At 63.6% G+C, this 24,312-nt stretch carries 17 protein-coding genes; 12 read left to right on the top strand and 5 right to left on the bottom strand.

Translation table 11 applies throughout. The annotated features are described in order from the left end of the window. Positions 1–583 precede the first annotated feature (583 nt). Positions 584–1,801, bottom strand: a complete 1,218-nt coding sequence (locus HMPREF3087_RS07385; protein WP_070428649.1) for a class I SAM-dependent methyltransferase — start codon at positions 1,799–1,801, stop codon at positions 584–586. A 25-nt stretch (positions 1,802–1,826) separates the two neighbouring features. Between HMPREF3087_RS07385 and rsmA the strand changes: the two genes are divergently transcribed. From rsmA to HMPREF3087_RS07365, 4 genes are all read left to right on the top strand, one after another. Beyond that, positions 1,827–2,687, top strand: a complete 861-nt coding sequence (rsmA, locus tag HMPREF3087_RS07380; RefSeq protein ID WP_070428648.1) for a 16S rRNA (adenine(1518)-N(6)/adenine(1519)-N(6))-dimethyltransferase RsmA — start codon at positions 1,827–1,829, stop codon at positions 2,685–2,687. A gap of 43 nt (positions 2,688–2,730) precedes the next feature. Then, a complete protein-coding gene (locus tag HMPREF3087_RS07375) occupies positions 2,731–3,666 on the top strand; it encodes a 4-(cytidine 5'-diphospho)-2-C-methyl-D-erythritol kinase (protein ID WP_256173065.1) in 936 nt (311 codons plus the stop codon). Positions 3,667–3,816: 150 nt separating this feature from the next. Continuing rightward, complete coding sequence (locus HMPREF3087_RS07370; RefSeq protein ID WP_070428646.1) at positions 3,817–5,634, top strand: ABC-F family ATP-binding cassette domain-containing protein; 1,818 nt, start codon at positions 3,817–3,819, stop codon at positions 5,632–5,634. A gap of 157 nt (positions 5,635–5,791) precedes the next feature. Next, positions 5,792–7,858, top strand: a complete 2,067-nt coding sequence (locus HMPREF3087_RS07365) for an MMPL family transporter (RefSeq protein ID WP_070428645.1) — start codon at positions 5,792–5,794, stop codon at positions 7,856–7,858. 129 nt (positions 7,859–7,987) lie between these two features. Here HMPREF3087_RS07365 and HMPREF3087_RS07360 read toward each other — a convergent pair whose 3' ends face one another. Beyond that, on the bottom strand, positions 7,988–8,518 hold the full coding sequence (locus HMPREF3087_RS07360; RefSeq protein ID WP_070428644.1) for a MarR family winged helix-turn-helix transcriptional regulator: 531 nt from the start codon (positions 8,516–8,518) through the stop codon (positions 7,988–7,990). A 355-nt stretch (positions 8,519–8,873) separates the two neighbouring features. Here HMPREF3087_RS07360 and HMPREF3087_RS07355 point away from each other — a divergent pair, with 355 nt between their 5' ends. The 7 genes from HMPREF3087_RS07355 to deoC all read left to right on the top strand — a co-directional run bounded on the left by HMPREF3087_RS07355 (position 8,874) and on the right by deoC (position 16,745). Next, positions 8,874–9,956 carry a BMP family lipoprotein gene (locus HMPREF3087_RS07355; RefSeq protein WP_070428643.1) on the top strand — a complete coding sequence of 361 codons (1,083 nt, stop codon included), beginning with the start codon at positions 8,874–8,876 and terminating at the stop codon, positions 9,954–9,956. Between the two features lie 124 nt (positions 9,957–10,080). Continuing rightward, entirely contained in the window at positions 10,081–11,655 is a 1,575-nt protein-coding gene (locus HMPREF3087_RS07350; protein WP_070428642.1) for an ABC transporter ATP-binding protein, read from the top strand. After that, complete coding sequence (locus tag HMPREF3087_RS07345; protein ID WP_070428641.1) at positions 11,652–12,983, top strand: ABC transporter permease; 1,332 nt, start codon at positions 11,652–11,654, stop codon at positions 12,981–12,983. Before HMPREF3087_RS07350 ends, HMPREF3087_RS07345 begins: the two co-directional genes overlap by 4 nt. After that, positions 12,980–14,254 carry an ABC transporter permease gene (locus tag HMPREF3087_RS07340; protein WP_062020316.1) on the top strand — a complete coding sequence of 425 codons (1,275 nt, stop codon included), beginning with the start codon at positions 12,980–12,982 and terminating at the stop codon, positions 14,252–14,254. Before HMPREF3087_RS07345 ends, HMPREF3087_RS07340 begins: the two co-directional genes overlap by 4 nt. A 62-nt stretch (positions 14,255–14,316) precedes the next feature. Then, the gene (locus HMPREF3087_RS07335) at positions 14,317–14,742 is read left to right on the top strand and encodes a cytidine deaminase (protein WP_070428673.1); all 426 of its coding nucleotides are present in this window, start codon (positions 14,317–14,319) and stop codon (positions 14,740–14,742) included. Between the two features lie 12 nt (positions 14,743–14,754). Next, the gene (locus HMPREF3087_RS07330) at positions 14,755–16,056 is read left to right on the top strand and encodes a thymidine phosphorylase (protein WP_070428640.1); all 1,302 of its coding nucleotides are present in this window, start codon (positions 14,755–14,757) and stop codon (positions 16,054–16,056) included. 14 nt (positions 16,057–16,070) lie between these two features. Then, positions 16,071–16,745, top strand: coding sequence for a deoxyribose-phosphate aldolase (deoC, locus tag HMPREF3087_RS07325; RefSeq protein ID WP_070428639.1), 675 nt, complete (start codon positions 16,071–16,073; stop codon positions 16,743–16,745). A 224-nt stretch (positions 16,746–16,969) separates the two neighbouring features. Here the strand turns inward: deoC and HMPREF3087_RS07320 are convergent, their stop codons facing one another. Continuing rightward, complete coding sequence (locus tag HMPREF3087_RS07320; RefSeq protein WP_070428638.1) at positions 16,970–18,790, bottom strand: phospho-sugar mutase; 1,821 nt, start codon at positions 18,788–18,790, stop codon at positions 16,970–16,972. 3 nt (positions 18,791–18,793) lie between these two features. After that, on the bottom strand, positions 18,794–19,621 hold the full coding sequence (locus tag HMPREF3087_RS07315) for a purine-nucleoside phosphorylase (protein ID WP_070428637.1): 828 nt from the start codon (positions 19,619–19,621) through the stop codon (positions 18,794–18,796). 165 nt (positions 19,622–19,786) lie between these two features. On the opposite strand from HMPREF3087_RS07315, the gene HMPREF3087_RS07310 reads away from it, so the two are divergent. After that, positions 19,787–20,713 carry a histone acetyltransferase gene (locus tag HMPREF3087_RS07310; RefSeq protein ID WP_070428636.1) on the top strand — a complete coding sequence of 309 codons (927 nt, stop codon included), beginning with the start codon at positions 19,787–19,789 and terminating at the stop codon, positions 20,711–20,713. Positions 20,714–20,716: 3 nt separating this feature from the next. Here the strand turns inward: HMPREF3087_RS07310 and HMPREF3087_RS07305 are convergent, their stop codons facing one another. Next, a complete protein-coding gene (locus HMPREF3087_RS07305; protein ID WP_141738904.1) occupies positions 20,717–24,241 on the bottom strand; it encodes an FtsK/SpoIIIE domain-containing protein in 3,525 nt (1,174 codons plus the stop codon). Between the last annotated feature and the right edge of the window lie 71 nt (positions 24,242–24,312).

Below are 24,312 nucleotides of genomic sequence, written 5' to 3'. Positions count from 1 at the left end.
GCCAGTCAGTCCGGCCTTCCACCTCGTGCCCCTCCCAGCCGGCCTAGATTCACGCTTTAATGCAGTTTTGCGCGGTGTTGCGGCGCATTAGCGCGTGAGTCTGCATTAGCGCGCAAATCTGGCGTCGCCTGGCTGCCGGCAGCCCCCCCCCCGGCAGCCGGCCCAGAGTTGCCAGTTAGTCCGGCTTTCCACCTCGTGCCCTGTCTCCGGCTTAGATTCACGCTTTAATGCAGTTTTGCGCTGTGTTGCAGCGCATTTGCGCGCAAGTTTGCATTACCGCGCAAATCTGGCGTCGCCTGGCTGCCGGCCTCGGCTTCCCGCAGCAACGTTGCGTCACTTGCTGACGAGGTGGAGCTCCGGTGTTCGCGTCTGTTTAGTTTGGTTGGGGTTGTGTTGGGTAGGGCTGCGGTGGCCAGCATCTTTTCGCCCTGCCACCGGCGCAGATTCACGCTTTAATGCAGAGTCACGCGTTGTTGCGGCGCATTAGCGCGTGAGTTTGCATTAAAGCGTAAGTCTGGAGTGGCCTGAGTACGGCGCATTTGCGCGTGAAACTGCATTAGCGCGCAAGTCTGCGCCGGCGACCTCAATCTTCGTGGGCGAGGATGGCGCAGCGCTGCGTACCGGCTCGGGTGAAGATGACAACAGCAGACTTGGCCGGCTGACCTTTCTTAGCCGGCCTCAGCTTCAGCTGGCGGCGGACCTGAGCAGGGTCGATGTCCATGCCGCGCTTCTTGATGACCACCTGATTGATCCCGCGATCCGCCAGCGCGCCCCGCACGGCTTTGATCCCGGCGGGCAGAACATCCTCCACCCGGTACTGTGAAACCGCCTGGGCAACAGGTCCTTCAGCAGGACGATCGCCGGACAGATACGCAATCGACTCATGAATTCTGTGCGCACCCAGTGGCCCGCACAGAGCCTGCACCAGGCCGGACCTAATGACAGCCCCGTCTGGCTCGAACAGGTAGTCGCCAACAGCGGCGACTGGCACCTCGTCCGTTGGCAGATCAGCTTCCGTCACCGTCAGAGAGCCTTCGTCACCCATGATGAGGGCAGCTCGTCCCTCACGTTCCTGGGCGCGGCCGTGGAACAGCGCAACCTCAACAACATCGCCCCGGTGCGAGACCCACTGCGCCTCCCAACCGTCCGGCACAAGACTGTGGTCCAAAGCGGGACCGAGTTTGACGCCGACACTCGGCACGCGCCGGGCAGCCGCAAACGCCCAGGACAGACTCGGCGAAAAAGCCTCCGGATCAGATAGACGGAACGCCGAACCATCAGCGTTCGTCCCACTGCGCCGCGCCGGATCCAACCACAGCGCATCAGCGCGAGCAAGATCAAAATCCTCCGCGCGGGCGTGCTCGGCAACCGCATCAAACGGCCGCAGGTTGTATGCGGCAAGCGCGGCGGTGACCTCGTCAGCATCACACGCATACACGGACGCCTCGCCCACACCGGCAAAAGCCAGAGCATCCGCCCCGATTCCGCAGCCGAGGTCCGCAATCAGCCCAGGCCCACCCCGGTGCATCCGCTTGGCGTGCATCGCAGCAACCGGCAGACGGGTGGCCTGTCCCAGCCCATCGCGGGTGAACAGCATCGAATCGGCAAACGGCCCGAACTTGGCACGCGCCTCAACCCGTAGCTGCGCCTGAGTCATGACAGCCGCCGCAACCTCCGGCGTGAGCCCCTGCTTGCGCAGCCTCTGCTGCGTCTGCATTTCCTCGGCACGGCTGTACTCAATCGAGTCGAGAACAGCCAGCACATCCGGGTTGAGCAGGGCAGCGGCAGTCTGAGGATCCATGCCCTCGAGCCTATAGGCTAGGAGCGTGACTACCCTCCTGACCGCCCGCACTGTGCGCGAGATCGCCGCGGAACTGGGCCTGCGCCCCACCAAACAGCGCGGCCAGAACTTCGTGATCGACCCCAACACGGTGCGCATGATCGTCGCCGAAGCACAGTTGGAACCCGGCATCACCGTTGCCGAGGTGGGGCCCGGCTTGGGCTCGCTCACTCTGGGGCTCTTGGAGGCGGGTCACCCGGTGGTCGCCGTCGAACTCGATGAGCTTTTGGCTTCGCGTCTGCCGCGGACAGTAGAAGAACTCCACGGTCCTGACGCCGCGTTTGACCTGGTGGTCGGCGACGCCCTGCACGTCACCGAACTGCCCGCCGAACCGCGGGCACTCGTGGCGAACCTGCCGTACAACGTGGCCGTTCCAGTGCTTCTGCACTTCCTGGCGCAGTTCCCTTCTATCGACAATGTGCTCGTCATGGTGCAGGCAGAAGTCGCGGACCGGCTGGCAGCCCGCCCGGGCAACAGGGTGTACGGCGTGCCCAGCCTCAAAGCCCAGTGGTACGGAACCGTAACCCGAGGCTCTGACATAGGGAAGAACATCTTCTGGCCCGCACCGAACATCGGATCGGGACTCGTGCGGATCGTCCGCCACACCCAGCCGCTGCCGGGAGCCGACCAGGTTGAACGGGACCGTGTCTTCACACTCATCGACGCGGCCTTCGCGCAACGGCGCAAAACCCTGCGCGCTGCCCTCAGCGGTGTATTCGGCGGGGGAGAAGCCTCACAGAAGGTTCTCGAAGCCGCCGGCATCAGCCCGCAGGCACGCGGCGAAACCCTCGCGATCGAAGACTTCATTGCGCTCGCCCGCGCCGAAGCAGCCGAAGCACAGGCTTGACAAAAACCCCGTCCCACCTGACAAATCCGCTTCAGCCGATAGTGTGGACTCAAGCAATCAGAGGAGCCACATGATCCGGGCCACCGCTCACGGCAAAGTCAATGCAATGCTCGGCGTCGGCGAGGCAGGCGACGATGGCTACCACGACCTCGTCACCGTCTTCCACGCCCTCAATGTGCGCGAAACCATCGCACTGACAGAAGCCGACGACCCCGCCAACCCGAAGGTGACAGTGGCAGGCCCCTACGCCTCGTCATCCATTCCCTGTGATGACCGGAACCTGGCCCGGAAGGCCGTGAGCGCTCTCGCGCAGGCGACCGACACCCATGTCCCCGTCGACATTGCCATCGACAAGAACGTGCCGGTTGCCGGCGGTATGGGCGGTGGTTCTGCCGACGCTGCAGCAGCGCTCGTGGCCTACGCCGCGTGGATCGGCCTGGACGACCCGCAGCTGCTCCACGACACAGCAGCGACTCTCGGAGCGGACGTCCCGTTTGCCCTCATGGGCGGCACCGCGATCGGCACCGGCCGAGGTGACGAGCTCGCCACCGTCATGTCCGATGCGCAGTTCCACTGGGTGCTGGCAACCTCGGCAAGCGAACTGTCAACACCCAAGGTCTACGGTCGGCTCGATCAGATGCGCGCCGAGGGTCGCGCACCGGGCCCGACTCTCGATGCGGAAGCCGCGGTCGCCGCTTTCGTCTCCGGGGATCCGCACCAGCTGGCCGAGGCACTCCACAACGACCTCGAAGCCGCCGCCTGCGACATGCTTCCCCAACTGCGCGAGGTGCTGGAAACCGGCCGTGAAGCCGAGGCTCTCGGGGGACTCGTGTCCGGTTCGGGGCCGACGGTCGCATTCCTCGTCGAAGACGACACTCACGCACTCGATCTTGCGGTCATGCTCGAAGCCAGCACGTCCGTGCGCAATGTTGTGCGCACATCGGGCCCTGCGCAGGGAGCCCACGTAGTTGAAGACTGAGAGCTGAGGATTACGGTTCGCGTGGGGCTGTGCCTCGCCTCAGACTGTGTCTGCTCGAACACTGAACCTGCCCGCTGAACAAAGCCCGCGACCAATAGACTGAGACGACGGCTGAAACGCCTCAGCCGCTGACTGCAGGAAGGACGCGCCGTGGCACATCTGATCGGAGCCGAAGACATTTCGCTGGACTATCCCACGAAAACTGTCTTCGATTCGCTCACCATCGGTGTCCACGAAGGCGACCGAATCGGCATCGTCGGCCGCAACGGCGACGGCAAATCAACGCTCATGGCGCTGCTGACCGGTCAGATGGAACCCGATTCCGGTCGCGTGACACAGCGCGGCGGTCTGCGCGTGGGAGTCCTCACCCAGACCGACAACCTCAACCCTGATGACACCGTCGGCACAGCAATCGTGGGCGACCGCCCGGAATACGAATGGGCCTCGGATGCCAACATCCGCGACATCATTGCAGGCCTCGTGGGCGACCTTGACTGGGACCGGAAAGTCTCTGCCCTCTCAGGCGGACAGCGCAGGCGCGTAGCGCTCGCCGCACTGTTGGTCGGCGACTGGGATGTTCTCGCACTCGACGAACCGACCAACCACCTCGACGTTGAGGGTATTGCCTGGCTGGCCGGGCACCTCAACAAACGCTGGCCCAAGAACTCAGGCGGACTCATGGTGGTCACCCACGACAGGTGGTTCCTCGATGAGGTCAGCACCGACACGTGGGAAGTCCACGACGGTACGGTCGACCAGTTTGAGGGCGGCTACGCGGCCTATGTCCTGCAGCGGGTCGAACGTGACCGTCTTGCCGCGGCGGCAGAAGCCAAGCGTCAAAACCTCATGCGCAAAGAACTCGCTTGGCTGCGCCGGGGTGCTCCCGCCCGCACCTCCAAACCGAAGTTCCGCGTTGAGGCAGCCAACCAGCTCATCGCAGACGTTCCGCCGGTGCGCGACTCACTCGAACTCAAACGCCTCGCGGTGTCCCGCCTGGGCAAGGACGTCGTCGACCTTGAAGACGTGGCCTTCGCCTACCCGGACGGCTACGTGCTCACGAATGTCACGTGGCGGATCGCCCCGGGTGAGCGCACGGGAATCCTGGGCCGCAACGGCTCTGGCAAATCAACGCTCCTGGGGCTGATAGCCGGCAGCCTGCAGCCAACCGACGGGCGAATCAAACGCGGCAAAACCGTCAAACTCGGCGTGCTCGACCAGCAGTTCTCCCAGCTTGCCGACATCGGCCGCGACCGTGTGCGCGAAGTGCTGGCGCGGACCAAGACGAGCTTCGAAATCGACGGCAAAGACCACACCCCGGCACAGCTTCTGGAGCGCCTGGGCTTCCAGCGGGCACACCTGTCCTCCTACGTTGAAGATCTCTCCGGCGGACAGAAGAAGCGCCTCCAGCTGCTGCTGTTGCTGCTGGACGAACCCAACGTCATCCTGCTGGACGAACCGACCAACGACGTCGATGCCGACATGCTCGCCGCCATGGAAGACCTCATGGACTCCTGGCCGGGCACGCTCATCGTCGTGTCCCACGACCGCTACCTCATTGAGCGCGTCACCGACCAGCAGTACGCCATCCTTGACGGCACACTGCGCCACGTGCCCGGCGGAATCGACGAATACCTGAAGCTGGCAGCTGAACTTGACGGTTCCGATGACGACGCAAACGGCAGCCGAACTTCCAAGAGCCAGGGGAGCGGCGCCTCGGGAGCTTCAGAAAGCAGCGGCCTGACCGGTGCCGAGAGGCACGCCAAGCGCAAAGAAGTCGGCGCGATCGAACGCCGGCTCGAACGGGTCAACGGCGAAATCGAGAAGGTGCTCGAACGGCTCGGCGAACACGACCAGACCGACTTCGAAGGCCTGCAGGCGCTCGGTGAAGAGCTGCGCGGACACCGCGAAGAAGCCGAACAGCTTGAAGAGCGCTGGCTCGAACTGTCTGACCTGCTCGAAAACAGCTGAACAGACCGCGCGGCCCCCAGCAAAGCGGGTCAGCCGCCCCCTGCCAAGCCGCCCCGCACCACACGAGTCAAAGCCAACCCCGTGTCAGCCGAAAGTATGACTCCGGTCTAGCCGAAGCACCGATGGAATCGCCCCGTGTTTTCGGTGAACTGGAAGCATGGAACGACACGGCTTTGCAGACAGAATCACATCCAAGAAGGGTTCGTGGCTCACGCTCATCATCGGGCTCGTGGTGATGGGAGTGCTGTTCGGCGTTTTCGGTTCGGCGAAAGCACCCGAAGCCAGCGAACAGGCCCCGCCCGAATCCGAATCCCAACGGGCCCAGGTCCTGCTCGACGAATTTCCCGGCGCGGACGAACAGTCCGTGCTCATTGTGGCCACCACGCGCGACGGCGGGGAAATCACCGACGGCCAGAAGAGTGCGCTGAAAGATCTCGCCGGCACGCTGAACGAAACCACCGCATCCAATGACGGTGAGGCCTCAGACCCTATCCTCAGCGAAGACGGCGAAGCGGCTGTGCTCCTCGTGCCGATCACGACCGGCGAATCCAACACCGCGAACGCCGAAGTCATCGGGGACTTGCGCAGCACAGTCGCCGAACACGGCCCGACTGACCTCAAACTGGAAGTCACCGGCGGACCGGCCTTCGGCGCGGATGTTGCAGCCGCCTTCGACGGTGCGGACTTCACGCTGCTGGCGGTGACGATTGCGATCGTCGCCGTTCTGCTGATCGTCACGTACCGTTCGCCCATCCTGTGGCTGGTGCCGCTGATCGCGGTCGGCCTGGCCGATGGTCTCGCGGGCCGTCTCACCGCGGCTGCCGGCCAAGCGTGGAACCTGCAGTTTGATGCCGGCATCATCAGCGTGCTCGTCTTCGGTGCGGGCACGAACTATGCGCTGCTGATCATTTCGCGCTACCGCGAAGAGCTGCTGCGCCACACCGATCACCGCGCAGCCCTGGCGGTCGCCTGGAAGCACACGGTCGGTGCGATTCTCGCCTCGAACCTCACGGTTGTGCTGTCCCTGTTGACCCTGGTGCTGGCCGTCATTCCCGGCACGCACGGCCTGGGCATCACCTCGGCAATCGGTCTGCTGACCGCTCTGGCCGGTGTTCTTCTTTTGCTGCCGCCGATGCTCGCCATCGTCGGACGAGGCGCCTTCTGGCCCTCGATCCCGCGCTCCGGGACCAAGGGGCGTCGGGATGGGGTGTGGCGCCGTGTAGCGACCGCTGTTGTGCGCCGTCCGCTGGTGTCAGCCGGTGCTGGCATCGCCCTGCTGGCCATCATGGCCTCCGGCCTGTTCGGTGTGAAGGTCGGGCTTGACCAGCTGGATCGCTTCCGCGTGCAGTCGGAGTCCGCCGCCGGTTTGGAAACACTGTCGGACCATTTCCCGCCGGGGGAGGCTCAGCCGATCCTCATCGTGGCAAACGAAGACAAAGCTGACGACGTCGTAGCAGCGGTGGAAGACCGCGATGGAATCGTCCGCGCCGGTGAAATCGACACGCACAATGGTCTGTCGAAGATCATGGTGACCAGCGACTACAGCCCGAGCACGGATAAGAGCCTCGCCCAGATTGATGATCTGCGTGACGCAGTCGGCGCGGTTGACGGGGCGGATGCCCTCGTCGGGGGACAGGTTGCAGCGGATGTGGATGCGCGTGCGGGCAACGCCCAGGACTTCGCACTCATCGTCCCGCTGATTCTCGGAGTGACGCTCATCGTGCTGTTCTTCGTGGCCCGCTCCGCGCTCGCCCCGTTCGTTCTGTTGGCGATCAACGCCGCCAGTGCGCTCGCCGCGATCGGTGCGGGTTGGGTTCTCAGCCGCGTGGTCCTCGGCAGCGAGGCGCTCGACCTGCAGGTTCCGCTTCTGTCGTTCCTGTTCCTTGTGGCACTCGGCATTGACTACACCATCTTCCTGGTGCACCGCGCCCGCCGCGAGGCCGCTGAGCACGGCACCGCGAAGGGGATGGTCGAAGCGGTCACTCACACCGGTGGGGTCATTACGAGCGCGGGCATTGTCCTCGCCGCTGTTTTCGCCGCTCTTGGCGTGCTGCCGCTGGTCACCCTGGGTCAGCTGGGCCTGATCGTGGGAATCGGCGTGCTGATCGACACGCTGCTGGTGCGCACTGTCATTGTCCCGGCCGTGTTCACCCTGATCGGCGACAAGATCTGGTGGCCCAGCAAACCGCACTCCCAAGCTGCCGAGGTGGAAGCTGCCGCTTGATCCTGTGCCTCCTGGTCCGCTGGGGCAAGGGATAGAACTGGGGTCCGCACCTGTTGGTGCGGACCCCCAGCTGTTGGATGAATATGAGCTGTCGGCTCCTTGGGATTGAGTCCCGGTGCCGGCAGTTGGTCAGAGGATGCGGTCGCGCAGAGATTCGTAGAGGGACCGGTTGGCGTCTTCGAGCTTCTGCGTCAGTTCGAGGGCCCCTTCTGTTTTGCCTTCGTCGGCGAAAGCTGCCGCGTAGATTTGACCGACCGAACTGTAGAAGTCTGTAACGAGCTGCGCGGCATCTGCCGTGTAGCTGACTGCGATCCGACGCTTGTCGGCCGTGTCGCGTTCGCGCACCAGCAGACGGCGGGAGACCAGACGCTCAAGAATAGAGGTCAGGGTTGAAGCCGAAAGCGCTAGGCGTTCGCTGATGAAGCCGGGAGTGACGGTGGTGCGTTCGTCTGTCGCGTGGATGATCTCGGTCAGGACGGTGAAGTCAACGAGGTTGAGGCCGTGACGACGCGCGAAATGCGCCTGCGCGGTGCGGATGAGATTGGTCTGCGCCATATTGGCGTGAACCAGATGCGCAAGTTCCGCATTGAAGTCAGAGTCCGATGGGAACTGCTCTTTTCCGGCAGTGTCGAACAGGCGGTTAAGGGATTCCGGAAGCATGGGCCTCATCCTAATTGGGGAAGCTCGGTGATTTCTGAAAGCTTGTCCGTCTTTTGGGATTCAAAGAGCCTTGGAATCGGTGTTGATCAGTGAAAACGCCGAGAACTCGGGGGGTGCTATTTCGGATAGCGAGATGCGAGTGTGCTGAAGATCACGCCCCGTTGACTCTTGCAATACCGGGCGTGCTGTGTCTCCGGCTAGGTGCTGAGCATCCCCTCACGAAATCCTGGGTGTTCTTCCAGTATTCTTGAAGGCGTAATATCACTGCATGCATCACGCGTGGGCTGTTCAGAAAGCTGTGCTTAGAGAGCTTCGATCGATCCCCCGCACGGTGCGTCGTTCTAAGGAAGTGACTGTGAAGCGCAAATTCCTCGCTCCTGCCGTCGCCGTTTTCGCGACCGCAGCTCTCGCTCTTTCCGCCTGTGGCGAAGCCCCCGAAGGCGGCGCCGACGCCGAGAAGTCTGACTTCAAGGCATGCATCATCTCTGACGAAGGCGGTTGGGATGACAAGTCGTTCAACCAGTCGTCGAAGGACGGCTTCGACCGCGCCGTGAAGGACTTCGGCCTGCAGGAAGCAGTCGCCGAATCCAAGGACAAGTCGGACTACTCGCAGAACGTCGACACCATGGTGCAGAACGGCTGCAACATCATCTACGGCGTGGGTTACAACCTCGCTGCTGAGCTCGGCAAATCGGCCGCACAGAACAGCGACATCGAATACGCGCTCGTCGACTCCTACTTCGCGGACGAAAACGGCGAAACCGTCGAATACGACAACGCCAAGCCGCTGGTGTTCAACACCGCTGAAGCCGCTTACCTCGCAGGCTACGTTGCCGCCGGCACCTCGAAGACCGGCAAGGTTGCAACCTTCGGCGGTATGCAGATTCCGTCCGTGTCGATCTTCATGGACGGCTTCGCTGACGGTGTGGACCGCTACAACAAGGACCACGACGGCAAGGTTGAGCTGCTCGGCTGGGACAAGGAGAAGCAGAAGGGCTCGTTCGTCGGAAACTTCTCGGACCAGGGTCAGGGTCAGGCTCTGACCGACCAGTTCATTTCGCAGGGCGCTGACATCGTCATGCCCGTGGCAGGCCCCGTCGGCCTCGGCGCTGCTGAGTCCGCCAAGAAGCACGGCGATGTTTCGCTTGTGTGGGTTGACGCTGACGGCTACGAAACCACCGAGTACGGCGACCTCATGCTGACTTCGGTGCTCAAGGAAATGTCGAACGCCGTCTACGACAGCGCCAAGGAAGCCTCCGAAGACAAGTTCACCGGCGAACCCTACGTGGGCGACCTCAAGAACGAAGGCGTGTCGATCGCTCCGTTCCACGACCACGAAGACAAGGTTTCGGACGAAGTCAAGCAGGGTGTCGAGAAGATCAAGCAGGAGATCATCGACGGCAAGACCAAGGTCGAAACCGAGAACGCTCCCAAGTGACCTTGCGCTGAGCGCAGGTCTCTGAAATGAGACACCGGTCCCGGCATGGAAGTGCGACTGCCGCCGTGCAGTTAGAATCTTCCTGCCGGGACCGTGCCTGTCCACACGTATTGAGGAGTAATCAGTGAAACTCACCCTCGAGGGAATCACGAAGAAGTTCGGTGAATTCACCGCCAACGATTCGATTGACCTCGTCGTCGAACCAGGTGAAATCCACGCACTTCTGGGCGAGAACGGTGCGGGCAAATCGACACTCATGAACGTCCTCTACGGACTGTATGAGCCCACGGCTGGCCGCATCCTCATCGACGATAAACCCGTGTCTTTTTCGGGTCCGGGTGACGCTGTTGCGGCAGGCATCGGCATGGTGCACCAGCACTTCATGCTTATTCCCGTCTTCACGGTCGCGGAATCTGTGGCCCTGGGCTACGAGCCGACCAAGTCGCTCGGCCTTCTGGACCTCAAGCAGGCCCGGGAGAAAGTCAAGGAGATCTCGGCTCGCTTCGGCTTTGACATCGACCCGGACGCCTACATCGAAGATCTCCCCGTCGGCGCTCAGCAGCGCGTCGAGATCATCAAAGCGCTGTCCCGCGACGCAAAGGTGCTCATCCTCGACGAACCAACAGCGGTGCTGACCCCGCACGAAACCGATGAGCTCATCGAAATCATGCGCCAGCTCAAAGAGCGTGGAACCTCGATCGTGTTCATCACCCACAAACTTCGCGAAGTCCGCGCCGTTGCGGACTCCATCACCGTCATCCGCCGCGGTAAGGTCGTTGGCGAAGTCAGCCCCGAATCCTCAGAAGCCGAGCTCGCCTCGGCCATGGTCGGCCGCGAAGTGAACCTCAAATCCGACAAGACTCCTGCCGAACCCGGTGACGTCGCACTCAAGGTCACGGACCTGACGGTGCTGGACAAGAACAACCTGCCCGCACTCAACAATGTGTCGCTTGACGTGCGCCGCGGCGAAATCCTGGCGATCGCCGGTGTCGACGGCAACGGCCAGACCGAACTTGCCGAAGCGATCATCGGCCTGGAAACTCCAGCGGCCGGAACGATCGAGCTCGACGGTGTAAACCTCGAATCCTCATCGATCAAAGCCAGGCTCAACAAGGGCATCGGCTTCGTTCCCGAAGATCGTTCGACCGACGGCATCGTGGCCGGGTTCTCGATTGAAGAGAACATGATTCTCGACTGGTACGACCAGAAACCCTACGCCAACGGACTGGCCCTCAACCCGGCTGCCATCCGCTCAGCCGCACTGGAAAAGGTTGAACAGTTCGACATCCGCTGCGGATCAGTCCAGGACCAGATATCCACTCTTTCCGGCGGTAACCAGCAGAAAGTTGTTCTGTCGCGCGAAATGGGGCGCGACCTGCGCCTGCTCGTGGCCAGCCAGCCCACCCGCGGTTTGGACGTCGGCTCCATCGAGTTCGTCCACAAGCGGATCATCGAAGAGCGTGACAACGGCACCCCGTGCGTCATCGTGTCAACAGAACTCGACGAAGTGCTCAACCTTGCCGACCGGATCGCCGTGATGTACCGCGGTCAGATCATCGGCACCGTGCCCGGCGACACATCGCGTGACGTTCTGGGCCTCATGATGGCCGGTGTGCCCGAAGAAGAAGCCAACGCCCGCGTTGCCGACGGTTCGGCTGTGACAGAGGTCGGCCAGGCAGCCCAGGAGGACATCGTATGAATCAGAAGACCACTGCCGGCAGCACTGCCCGGGGCAGTGCGCGTCAGAGCATCATCCGCGGACTGCTGTCGGGCAGCTGGCTGGTGTCGGTCCTGGCGATTGTCATCGCCCTGGTCGCCGGCGCCGTGCTCATCATCCTGGCCGATTCTGACGTTCAGCGGGCAGCCGGCTACATCTTCGCCCGCCCCAGCGACTTCTTCTACTACGCGTTCCACTCGGTTCTCGAAGCCTATTCGGCTCTCTTCCGAGGTGCCGTGTTCGACTGGAACGCGAACTCCTTTGTGCGCTCCGTGCGCCCGCTGACCGAATCGCTGGTGTCGGGAACCCCGCTGATCCTCACCGCGCTCGGCATTGCGTTGGCCTTCCGCTCCGGACTGTTCAACATCGGTGGTCAGGGTCAGGTGATCCTGGGTGCGGTCTTCGGCGGTTACCTGGGCTACGCGATGCACCTGCCGGTTGTTCTCCACATGATCGTGGCGCTCGTCGGCGGTATGCTCGCCGGCGCCATCTGGGCATCCATTGCCGGTGTGCTTAAGGCCAAGACCGGCGCGAACGAAGTGATCGTGACGATCATGCTCAACTCGATCGCGCTGTACCTCATGGCCTACCTGCTCAAACAGGAGTGGTACAAGCACAAAGAAGGGTCGATCCCGCTGACGGCGAACATCGATTCGACCGCGCACTTCTTCAAGATCCTGCCGGATCCGTTCCGCCTGCACATCGGCTTCATCATCGCGATCCTCGCCACTGTCATCATCTGGTGGCTGCTGGAGCGCTCCACCATCGGCTTCGAAATGCGCATGGTCGGACAGAACCCGGCCGCAGCTCGCACCGCGGGCATTTCAGTGTCGAAGGTGACGATCGTCGTCATGGCCATTGCCGGTGCGCTGGCCGGTGCCGGCGGCGCCAACCAGGTGCTGGCAACAGAAGGCAACGTCGGCGGCGGCATCGCCGGAACCATCGGCTTCGACGCCATCACGGTCGCTCTTCTGGGCCGTTCTCGCCCAATCGGCGTGTTCTTCGCCGGCATCCTCTTCGGCGGCTTCAAAGCCGGCGGCTACCTCATGCAGGCCCAGACCGGCACGCCGATTGACATCGTGCTCGTCGTGCAGTCGATCATCGTCCTGCTCATTGCGGCACCCCCGCTGGTCAGGGCCATCTTCCGCCTGCCGGAGCCCATTGAGAAGCGCCGTGAAGACACGAAGTCGAGCGGCACCTCGACAGGTGCAGCGGCGGCAGACTCGGCCGACGCGAAGGCCGAAAGCACAGAAGCGGCAAACGCCGCACAGACCACAGCAGCCGCTGCCAAGGGCGGGGAGGAACGATGAGCACACAGACCAGCGTTCACAGCACCCAGAAGCTAGCACCGCGGGACTGGAAGTTCCCGGTTGTCTACGGTGTCCTGGCCTTCATCGCCCTGGTGGCCTTCGGCTTCGCTGCCGAAAGCGGCCGCAAGGCCACGTTCCAGCTTGGCCAGCAGGGCGACTTCTTCCACATCCCGAACATCACCGTCGATGCCAAAACCACCGGCATTGTGCTGGGTCTGCTGCTTGTAATCCTGGCCGGAGTGTCGTTCTGGGGTCAGCTCAAGCGCATCACAATCGGCAACTGGCTTCCCGTTGCCGTCGGCGTGCTGTTCGTCATCGCGTTCCTCGCCTGGTCGGGTGCCGGATCCGGCGTGATCCCCGCAACCTCGCTGCTCGCTGGTGCACTCGCCCTGTCGGTTCCGCTGATCTTCGGTGCCATGTGCGGCCTGGTAGGCGAACGTGCCGGCATCATCAACATCGCAATTGAAGGCCAGCTGCTGGCCGGTGCGTTTGTTGCAGCAGTCGTCGCCTCGCTTGTCGGCAACCCCTACGTAGGTCTTATCGCCGCACCGATCGGCGGTGTGCTCGTGGCAATCGTCCTGGTGTTCTTCGCGGTGCGCTACTGGGTCGATCAGATCATCATCGGTGTTGTCCTCAACGTCCTCGTAGTCGGTCTGACCAGCTTCTTCTTTTCGACCGTCCTGTCGGACAATCCGGAACAGTGGAACCGCTCCATGCGCCTTCCAGCGTTGCCCGTGCCCGTGCTGTCGGACATTCCGATCATCGGGCCGGTGCTGTTCAACCAGAACATCCTCGTGTACCTCATGTACATCCTCGTGGCCGTTCTGCAGATCGCGCTGTTCAACTCCAAGTGGGGTCTGCGCCTGCGCGCTATCGGCGAACACCCGCGCGCAGCTGACACCGTCGGCATCAACGTCAACCGCGGCCGCGTGCTCAACACCATCATGGCCGGCGCAATCGCCGGCCTGGGCGGCGCGTTCTTCACCGTCGGCTCGGGCCTGGCATTCGGCAAGGAAATGACCGCCGGACAGGGCTACATCGCCCTGGCCGCCATGATCCTCGGCAAGTGGAACCCGCGCGGTGCGCTCATGGCCGCGCTGCTGTTCGGGTTCGCCAAGAACCTCGGCAATTCGCTGTCGGCCATCGGCTCGCCCATCCCGCCGGACCTGCTGCTCATGCTGCCGTACATCGTCACAATCTTCGCCGTGGCAGGATTCGTCGGCAAAGTCCGCGCACCGGCCGCCGAAGGCATTCCCTACTCCAAGCAGTGATGCACATGCCAGCACAGGCAAGCGGCACCTCGTCAGAAACCGGCGACAGCCGGCCCGGCACTATGCCGGGCGGTGTGGCCGAACACGTGTGGGAGGACCTGCGCGAACAGGCCCGCCAGGCCATGCGGAACGCCTACGCGCCGTACTCCGGCTACCCGGTCGGAGTGGCAGCGCTCGTGGACGACGGCCGCGTGATTACCGGATGCAATGTCGAGAACGCCTCGTACGGACTGGGCCTGTGTGCCGAATGCGGACTCGTGTCGCAGCTGGCAGCCACCGGGGGAGGGAAGCTCGTCGCGTTCAGCTGCTGTGACGGCGAAGGCAAAAAGCTTGTGCCGTGCGGTCGCTGCCGGCAGCTGCTGTACGAATTCGGCGGCCCCGACCTCCTGCTGGACATGCCCAGCGGCATCCAACCGCTGTCCGTCGTGCTGCCCGAAGCATTCGGGCCCGACCACCTGGAAACGACAACCACCCAACCGCAACCCTGAGGAGCGTGCGACGTGGAAAAGTTCGACGCCGTAGACATCATCATCGCCAAGCGCGACGGCAAATCCCTGACCGACGAACAGATCGACTGGACAATCGACGCCTACACCCGCGGTGTCATCGCTGACGAACAGATGTCGGCCCTCGGCATGGCGATCTTCCTCAACGGCATGGAATCCCGCGAAATCACGCACTGGACGCAGGCCATGATCAACTCCGGGCAGACGCTGGACTTCTCCAGCCTGTCAGTGCCCACCACGGACAAGCACTCCACCGGCGGTGTGGGCGACAAGATCACGCTGCCGCTGGCCCCGCTGGTTGCAGTGTTCGATGTAGCTGTGCCTCAGCTGTCCGGCCGCGGCCTCGGCCACACCGGCGGCACGCTGGATAAACTCGAAGCGATTCCCGGCTGGCACGGAGCGATTTCCACCGAGGGCATTGTGCAGCAGTTGGACGAGGTCGGCGCCATCATCTGCGAAACCACAGAAGGCCTGGCACCTGCAGACAAGAAGCTGTACGCGCTGCGTGACATCACCGGGATTGTCGACACGATTCCGCTCATTGCATCGTCGATCATGTCGAAGAAGATCGCGGAAGGCACAGAAGCTCTCGTCCTGGACGTCAAAACGGGTTCCGGTGCGTTCATGAAGGACCGCCAGAAGGCTGAAGAGCTTGCCCGCACCATGGTTGAACTCGGCAAGGTTGCCGGCACCGCAACATCCGCGTTCATCACCGACATGGACACTCCGCTGGGGCTCGCCGTTGGCAATGCGATCGAAGTTGAGGAAAGCGTCGAGGTGCTGGCCGGCGGCGGCCCGGCCGACGTCGTTGAACTCACTGTCGCACTGGCGCAGGAAATGCTGGCACTGGTCGGCAAGACAGACGTTGACGTTGCCGCAGCGCTCAAGGACGGACGCGCCATGGACAAGTGGCGCCAGATGATCAGCGCACAGGGCGGCGACCCGGACGCGAAGCTGCCGATGGGCCGCGAAAGCCACGTTGTCACGGCTGCCGAATCCGGTGTTCTCACCCGTCTTGACGCTCTTTCGGTCGGCCAGGCATCGTGGCGGCTGGGAGCAGGCCGCGCCCGTCCGGGTGACGCTGTTCAGGCCGGTGCGGGCATCCGCCTGCACGCCAAGCCCGGTGACGCCGTGGAAGCCGGCGCGCCGCTCATGACTCTCTACACCGATGAAGCTCAGCGCTTCGACCGAGCCCTCGAAAGCCTCGAGGGGGCAACTGTGATCGCCCCGGCAGGAAGCCCGGAAGCGACAGAGGCTGCCGAATCCACCTCGGTCATCTTCGACCACATCAAGTGAACTCAAGGAGCATTATGAAGAAGACCGATGTCGCAGCGATGATCGACCACACGCTGCTCAAGCCCGAATCCACCCCGGAAGACTTTGCCGCGCTCGTTGAGGAAGCCAAGAGCCTCGGCGTGCTTGCGGTGTGCGTGTCGCCGTCGGCTCTGCCGCTGAAGGACACGGGCGACCTTGTGATCGCCACTGTCTGCGGGTTCCCCTCCGGTGCTGTCGCACCCCAGATCAAGGCTGCCGAGGCGGCGCTGGCTGTCGAACAGGGCGCTCAGGAAGTCGACATGGTCATCAACATCGGTGCGGCCAAGGCCGGCCTGTGGGATGACGTGGAAGCTGACATCCGCGGTGTTGTTGAAGCAGTTGCAGATGCTGCCAAGAAGGCCGGGCGCGATGCTCTGGTCAAGGTCATCATCGAATCCGCAGCGCTTGAAGACGACGAAATCGTCGCCGCCTGCGAAGCCTCGGTGCGGGCCGGCGCCCATTTCGTGAAGACCTCCACCGGCTTCCACCCGGCTGGCGGAGCTTCGGCACACGCCGTGGCCATCATGCGCAAGACCGTCGGCGACGCCCTGGGCGTTAAAGCCTCCGGCGGCATCCGATCGGCAGAAGCTGCACGCGAAATGATCGAAGCCGGCGCATCCCGCCTGGGACTGTCCGGTTCCGCCGCAGTGCTGGAAGGCTTCGAAGACTGAGGTTTTGGCTTCGGTTCTAGATTGACTCGGCTGCGGGGTGTTTTGCCTGCAGACTGCACGGAAACACGCGTAAGCCTGAAAACACCCCTTAGCCGCAAAAACTCCCAATAGCAACAAATCCACCCGCTAGCCGCACGGCTAACGGGTGGATTTGCTCTTTCGCGGTGTCTTGGCCGGTGTGCCGAGGTTCGGCGGCCGGATCTGTGGTCTGCCAGCGAGCGCTTTTACAGCCCCAGGCATGCGCCGAGTGCGGCTGAGAGCGCGGACAGGCGCTGGCGGCATTCTGCAACCGCGGTACCCACGTCCTCGGGGGAATCGAAGCCATCAGCCGGTGCGACCGTCTCCAGGTAGCACTTGAGCTTCGGTTCGGTTCCCGACGGACGGATGATGATCCGGTCACCGCCTTCCAAGCGCAGTTTGATGCCGTTGGTGGGCGGCAGTTCATCGCTCCCGGCGGCAAGGTCGATGACCTCAACTACATCCAGCCCGGCAAGTTCAGCAGGCGGAGTGCCGCGGAGCGAATCAACGGCCGCGGCGATCTTGTCGACGTCCTCAAAGCGGAAGGTCAGCGGGGCGGTGAGGAAAACACCGTCGCGCTGGCGAATGTCATCCAGCTGATCTTCAACGGTCAGTCCCGTGCTCTTGAGCTTGGAGACCAGACCGGCGAAGACGACGGCCGCACTGATGCCGTCCTTGTCGCGCACAGCCTCAGGGTCGACGCAGTAGCCGAGCGCTTCCTCGTAGCCGTACACCAGGCCGGGTACGCGGGTGATCCACTTGAAACCGGTCAGCGTTTCCCGGTGCGCAATGCCGCGGTTGGCCGCCAACTGGGCAACAGCGGTTGAGGACACGATCGAGTTCGCCATGACGCACGTTTCGCCCATTGCCTGGCGTGAGCGCACGGTTCCGGCCATGAATTCGGCCAGCAGGAGCCCCACCTCGTCACCGGAAAGCTGGCGGTAGCCGCTTTCCTCCCGGGGATCCGGGATTGCGGCCGATACGCGGTCGGCATCCGGGTCATTCGCGATGATGAGGTCTGCCCCGACCTCGCGCGCCTTGGCGAAGGCGAGGTCGAGCGCACCGGGTTCTTCCGGGTTGGGGAATGCGACGGTGGGGAAATCGGGGTCGGGCTGGTGCTGCTGGTCGACTACGTGAACATCCGTGAAGCCGGCCTGTTCAAGAACACGCAGCGCTGTCTGGCCGCCCACACCGTGCATGGCGGTGTAGACGATTGTCAGCGGTTCAGTTTGGCGGGCACCGGCCATGTCGGTGAATTCGGCAAGCCGGTCGGTGTAGGCCTCGAGCACCTCGTCGCCCAGTTCCGTCCAGCCGGTGTCCGGCAGGTCCATGCCGCCGACAGACGGCACCTCGGCGATTTTGCCGGCAATGAACGCGTCGAAAGGTTCGACGATCTGCGCGCCGGCACCTGCCGTGAGCGCTTCGAGCTCAGCGTCGGTGAGTTCGCGTCCGTCGGCGTCTGCGGCAGCGCGAGCCGAACCGATGAGGGGCCGCTCGCCAAGGTAGACCTTGTAGCCGTTGTCTTGGGGCGGGTTGTGGCTGGCGGTAACCATGACGCCGGCGTCGGTGCCCAGGTGCTTGACTGCGAAGGCCAACAGCGGTGTGGGCAGCTGTGCCGGTAAGAGCATGGCGTGGCCGCCGGCCTGGGTGACGACGGCGGCGGTGATGCGGGCGAAGTCAGCCGATCCGTGGCGGGCATCGCAGCCGATGGCCACGGTGAAGCCCTCACCGACAACATCGCGCAGAGCCGCCGCGAGTCCTGCGGCCGCGCGGGTGACGACGGCGGCGTTCATGCGGCTGGGGCCGGGCCCGATTTCGCCGCGCAGGCCGGCCGTGCCGAACTGCAGGAGGCCCTGGAAGCCTTCGGTGATGTCGGCGATTGCGCGGTCGGCAGCTTCGCCAGGTTCGCCCGTGGCTGCATCCAGCTGCTTCTGCAGGGCTTTCGCGGTGACGGGGTTGGGGTCGTCAGCGATCCAAGCTTTGACGATTTCGGGGTCGAAGCCATCTGTGAAGCGGTCGGCGATCATGGCTCAGCGCTCCTGTCGGGGCAGTTCGGCCATCGTGCTGACAGCTTCGGCCAGCAGGGCTGAGATGCGCGGTCCTGCGGCCTGGCCGGCTTCGATGACTTCGGCGTGCGACAGGGGAGTGGCGGATACTCCGGCACCGAGGTTGGTCACCAGCGAAATGCCCACGACTTCCAGCCCGGCGGCACGGGCTGCGATTGCTTCGAGGGCGGTCGACATGCCGACGAGGTCAGCTCCGAGAGTGCGGGCCATGCGGACTTCCGCCGGGGTTTCGTAGTGCGGTCCGGGGAACTGTGCGTAGACGCCGTCTTTGAGTTCGGGGTCGACAGCGCGCAGAACGTCGCGCAGGCGCGGGGAGTAGAGGTCCGTCAGGTCAACGAAGTTTGCACCTTCGAGCGGGCTGACGGCGGTGAGGTTGAGGTGGTCGCTGATGATGACCGGGGTGCCGGGGGCGAACTCTTCTGAGGTTGAGCCGCAGCCGTTGGTCAGCACGAGCTTGTCGGCGCCGGCAGCCGCTGCGGTGCGGACTCCGTGGGCGACTGCGCGTACGCCGCGGCCTTCGTAGTAGTGGGTGCGCGCACCCAGGACGAGGGCGACTTTGTCGCTGTTCTTCAGGCGGATGGAGCGCAGGGTGCCGCCGTGGCCGGCAACGACCGAGGCGTGGAATCCGGGGACTTCTGCCGCCGGGGTTTCGGCGATCGTGTCGCCCAGCAGGTCCGCTGCGCTTCCCCAGCCGGAGCCGAGAACCAGTGCGATGTCGTGTTTGTCGACACCGGCTGCCGAGTTGATGACCGCTGCGGCCTTTTCGGCCGTTTCCATGGGGTTGTCCGTCATCTGAGCCTCCGTGGGCGAGGTATTCGAAGTCATGTCATAACGGTATCGGAATGCGCTTCCGTCAGGCACTGCGAGACACCGCGGGGCTGGTCACATCTGCCGGGGCCGGGCGTTGGGGTGGGCGGGCCTAAAATGGTGGGGTCAGCTGCCTTGGAAGGACTTTGTATGCGCATCCGCCCTTTTGTCGACGGTGACGATCTCAAGCTCAACACGATCCTTGGTGATCCGCAGAACCCTGCCGCCCACATGGCGCGTTCGCTTTTCCGCGCGGATGCTGATGTTCCTGTCAGCCGGGCTGTTGTTGCCGAAGCGGCCGATGATGTGCTGGTCGGTGCTGCTGCGGTGGCACAGTCGCCGGCCCACCCTACGCGTGCGTGGGCACATGTTGAGGTCGCCTCAACTGATGAACGACGAGGTGTCGGTTCGGCTCTGTTGAGCGCCGCACGCGAGGCCGTTGTTGGCACGGATCTGGAGGGGCTGCCGTTGCGGGCTCGGGTGGAGCCGGGCACGCCGGGAGCGCAGGCCGCCGCAGCCTGGGGCTTTTCGCCGCTGTTTCGCACCAGGGTGGTACGCATTGAGGCTGCCGGTTTGGGTGGTTTGGGTGCTGACCGGTTGGAGGATTTCGAGGTGACCGCCACCGGTTCTGTCGCGCTGACTCAGGCGTTCGGCAGTTGGTATGCGGGCGTTAATCGCGCTGACCGTCCGGCTGAAATGACGATTGGTCAGGTCAATCAGCGTTTTCTGTCTGAGGCAACCGGCGCACACGGGGCTGCGCTTATGCGCCGCGATGGTCAGATCACGGCTTTTGCAGTGTCGTTCCCCGCGATTGACGACGGTGAGGACGGGGCGACCGAGCTGACCGTCGGCGCTGTTTATGACGGCGATGCTGGCGAGGCGGGGTCGGCTGATTCTCCTGAATTCCAGGCTGCCCTGGAGGACACGGGCGCTCTCATTGCGCGTCTGTCGACTGACACCCCGGTTGTGGTCGAGGTAACGGACGAAATGCCGGTGCTCTCAACGCTCATTGATGGTCTGGTGGAGGCCGGCAAAGCACGCGTGCTCTACGAGTACGACACGGTTGCCACCAGCTGACTGTCATAGCGATGGTCCTTCCTGCAGCTGTATCGGTATTGCGGCAGTCCGCGTGATGAACCATGCTATCCCCGGTGGGGCGACGGGCAGGTGTCGCAGACCGAGGTTTTCCAGTTCGGCTCGAGCTCTGGCGCCCACGATGATTCTGGGGCCCAAAGCGCTCGCTTGGGCGGCGGGCGATCCATAGGGCAGCTGTTCATGCAGACCCCACCCAAGCACTGCCCTTTCTGCCGTCATTGCCGGCGCGATGTCACCCGGGAGTGCATCGGCCGCACTGAGCTGTGTGAAGACTTCAGGCTGTCCGGCGGCAGTAAGACGCGCGGCAGTGTTCTGCCGCACTTCTGCTGGACCGATGATGCTCAGCACGTGGCCGTGCTCTTCTGCGTCCCACACAACAGGCTCGCCGCAAGGACCGTAGCCGAGAGCACCAGGAGTCGGGGTGCGCCCGATACCCCACGGCAGCGGGGGAGCGGGGGCAGCAAAAGCACCCGCAGACTCCGCAGTGCTCGCGCCGTCAGCACCACCCGTCCCCTCCGTGTAGGCGACCTGCACATCGACCCCGTCAGGCCCAATGACATCGGCGTCCCACTGAGACAAGCCCTCATCTGCACGCGCTTTTCCGCAGTCGGTGTGTGGGGCAATGAGAACAGCCCGTCCCGAGGCAGGGAAGCCGTCGAAACGGTGATTGCTGAGTCCCAGAAACACCGTGTCCCCATCGGAGGCCGGTGGGAAGAAAAGCCGTCGGCTGATCGATGCGCCGACTTTTGAGCTCAGTGTCCTGCGGTCACACACGATGACGGCCGAGGTGTCACTCAGCAGCGCTTCGAGACGCATGAGAATGTGCGGCTGAGACGTCAGGTGTTCGAAGTCGTCAATGAACACTCGCGGACGTCCACCAGACGCAACCGTCTGCTCTACCCTGCCGAGCGCATATTCCACCAGCCACGCATCAGCGTGATTGACCACCAACAGTCCTGACCGACAGCACGAAGGCCCATCCCGCGTGAACAGAACACTGTCCGGAGACTGAGCTCTCGCATTGCCCCGAGCCTCCTTGCTGACCTCAGAAAACACGCGGGCAAGCAGCCACAGCAAAGATGACTTACCCGTGCGCGGCCCGCCGACGATCGCTGTGCTGAGGTCCGCCTGGGGCATCCAGTCCACAACGGTCTGCCGGTCGGGCAGATCAATGAGTCCCACCGGCCCCGATCCGTTCAGCGGCAAAACCTCAGGCAGAGTTTCTGGGGTGATTCGCCGGGTGTTCCTCGGCCGTGCTGTCTGCAGCAATTGCTGCAGGATCGGCACCGGCGGTGCCTCGACCTCAATACTGCACGCACCCGAGGCGGAACCGGGTTCGCGCTCGCCAGTGTCGAGCCGGCGCCAGCTCACCTGGGCAGACGCGTCAGCGGGAATGTCCAGACTGGCCGCGCGGAACATATCGCTGCGGTGACCGGTGGATATGCAGCCCATCCCGGGCCGGTCCGGAGGGAAGTCAGCAGCAACAGGAGAATCGAGCACTTCGAGCGAGTCAGAAGCATCCCGTACGCGCATGCAGATGCGCAGAGCGATGTTTGTGCGCATGCGCGATGTGATGACTCCGGAAGGCTTCTGCGTGGCCAGCACTATGTGGATGCCAAGCGACCGTCCCAAGGCCGTGAGGGATTCCAGCGCTTCAACACCGGGTGGAAAGTCAGCCGTCAGCACCTGGAACTCGTCAATCACAACAACGATCCGCGGAAGCAGCGGCCCGGCTTCAGTCTGATTGTGGGCGTCAATGTCGGGGCATCCGGAGGCTTTGAGCACGCCTTCGCGATAGCGGACCTCCGCCTGAACGCTGCGCAGAGTGCGCAGGGCTGAACGCAGGTCCAGATTGTCCGAACTCGATTCAACGTGCGGCAGCCCAGCCAGGGACGAGAACGCCGCTCCGCCCTTGAAGTCCATGAGGATCAACCGCAGCTCATCCGGCCGTCGGCTGCGGCACAGAGCGGCAATCCACGTCTGCAGGAGGACTGACTTTCCGCTTCCCGTGGTGCCGGCAACAAGCGCGTGGGGACCATCAGTGAACAGATCAGCGGAAACCGGGCCGTCCGGGCCCAGGCCGATGGGCACCTCGGCCCGCGTGCACTGGGAGGCCAAGTCGTCGAAACTGACCGGTTCCGACCATGCCTCGTCCGTGCCAGACGTGTGCGGGCACAAGCTGAGGAACCTTCCGGTGGACATGCGCGCGGGATTGATCGCGCCGGGCTCCGGCATCGTCGCAGGTGATGAGGCAGCTTGCACGATCCGCGCATTGCGGGCAGACGCTTCAACCACAACCGACTTCTTGGCGTCAGCGCCGGCTACGGCAATCCGGTCGTGGTCAACCGTGATGGCTACAGCCGCCTCGCTGTCGACACAGTTGTCTCCATACACGCAGGGGCAGACGGGCAAAACAGTCAGCAGTTCCGGGGTGCGTCGGGCTGCGGCACGGCCGTGGACAACAATCGCGGCAGCACTGAGTGGGGCGCACAGAGCCCGGACAATCGGCACGGCCTCAGCACCGCAGAGGACAACCGAGTGTTCCCGAAGGTCGATGTTGATGGGCGCCTGGGCCTGAATTCTGCGTGTGGCAGCATCGATCGGCAGCACGGTTCTGCCCTCGAGTGTCTGGCACGCGGCACGGTAGTCGTCATCCCACGATTCATCCGGTTCGGGTGGTTCGGCGACCGTCGCGGGAAGGAGAACTGTCCCGTAGCCGATGCACACCGTCAGCCGGTCACGACTGGGCGGAATCTTCGCTTCGGCCGCTCGCTGCTCTACCGTTTCTGCAAGCGTGTGCAGACTGGCGGCATAGGAACGCAGACCTTCGGCTGACTGCCTGCGGATGCGCCGCCGCTCTGTCAGCAGCTGCAGTCCCGCGCTCAGCGGGCCGGACAGGCTGAAGGCAAGAAACCACCACACTTGCATGGCCATTGCCAGGGCAATCCCTATGACCAGTGGAATGACCAGATGCAGAATCGACGGGCGGTTCAGCTGTGCGACCCGTGGCGGTTTCGGCCAAGGAATGACGGCGTTGTTGACGGTTTCGAGCTGCCCGTCATCAACAACCACGACACTGCTGCCGACAGTGTTCGTGCCGAACCGCAGCTGCTGCGGAGTGCGCGATGCAAAAGGGTCCTGCAGGCAGAAATCAGCGCGTTCGCTGCGACCGACCGTGACAGTGTGCGGCGGCAGTGCGAAAGAGAAACCAGCGTCCGGTCCTGCCACGATCGTGGCGGCAGGCTGGACTCCGGTGAGCCTCGCACGCACGTCGAGCTGGGTGGGACGACTGACGACGGTCGCCGGATGTTGGGAACACCACTGCCGCCAGGTTTCCGAGGTGGGGCGAGAGTGTTCGCCATCGGACCGGACTGCCCACGCCCCGACAGAATCACCCGCGGTGTGGCGGGTGAAGGCGGCTAGAACATCAGCGGCGCTCGCACGGTCAGGAGCACTGAGCGAAAACGACGCGTGCCCCTGTCCGGTGACGTGAACGGTTGTCTGAGCCATGCTTGGAACATAGGCGAGCTGAGCATCGCCGCACACCCCAATGTGAACCCCTGTGGATTGCACGTGTCCTG

The organism is Brevibacterium sp. HMSC22B09 (assembly GCF_001806795.1).
GTDB lineage: Bacteria > Actinomycetota > Actinomycetes > Actinomycetales > Brevibacteriaceae > Brevibacterium > Brevibacterium ravenspurgense.
The sequence above is the reverse complement of the archived record's forward strand: the minus strand, read 5'-3'. Positions and strand labels throughout refer to the sequence as shown.

Excerpts from the sequence above, each read along its gene's own strand:
- HMPREF3087_RS07385 (WP_070428649.1), bottom strand. The coding sequence starts at position 1,801 with ATGGATCCTCAGACTGCCGCTGCCCTGCTCAACCCGGATGTGCTGGCT.
- HMPREF3087_RS07365 (WP_070428645.1), top strand. The coding sequence starts at position 5,792 with ATGGAACGACACGGCTTTGCAGACAGAATCACATCCAAGAAGGGTTCG.
- HMPREF3087_RS07360 (WP_070428644.1), bottom strand. The coding sequence starts at position 8,518 with ATGCTTCCGGAATCCCTTAACCGCCTGTTCGACACTGCCGGAAAAGAG.
- HMPREF3087_RS07345 (WP_070428641.1), top strand. The coding sequence starts at position 11,652 with ATGAATCAGAAGACCACTGCCGGCAGCACTGCCCGGGGCAGTGCGCGT.
- HMPREF3087_RS07340 (WP_062020316.1), top strand. The coding sequence starts at position 12,980 with ATGAGCACACAGACCAGCGTTCACAGCACCCAGAAGCTAGCACCGCGG.
- HMPREF3087_RS07335 (WP_070428673.1), top strand. The coding sequence starts at position 14,317 with ATGCCGGGCGGTGTGGCCGAACACGTGTGGGAGGACCTGCGCGAACAG.
- deoC (WP_070428639.1), top strand. The coding sequence starts at position 16,071 with ATGAAGAAGACCGATGTCGCAGCGATGATCGACCACACGCTGCTCAAG.
- HMPREF3087_RS07320 (WP_070428638.1), bottom strand. The coding sequence starts at position 18,790 with ATGATCGCCGACCGCTTCACAGATGGCTTCGACCCCGAAATCGTCAAA.
- HMPREF3087_RS07315 (WP_070428637.1), bottom strand. The coding sequence starts at position 19,621 with ATGACGGACAACCCCATGGAAACGGCCGAAAAGGCCGCAGCGGTCATC.
- HMPREF3087_RS07310 (WP_070428636.1), top strand. The coding sequence starts at position 19,787 with ATGCGCATCCGCCCTTTTGTCGACGGTGACGATCTCAAGCTCAACACG.
- HMPREF3087_RS07305 (WP_141738904.1), bottom strand. The coding sequence starts at position 24,241 with ATGGCTCAGACAACCGTTCACGTCACCGGACAGGGGCACGCGTCGTTT.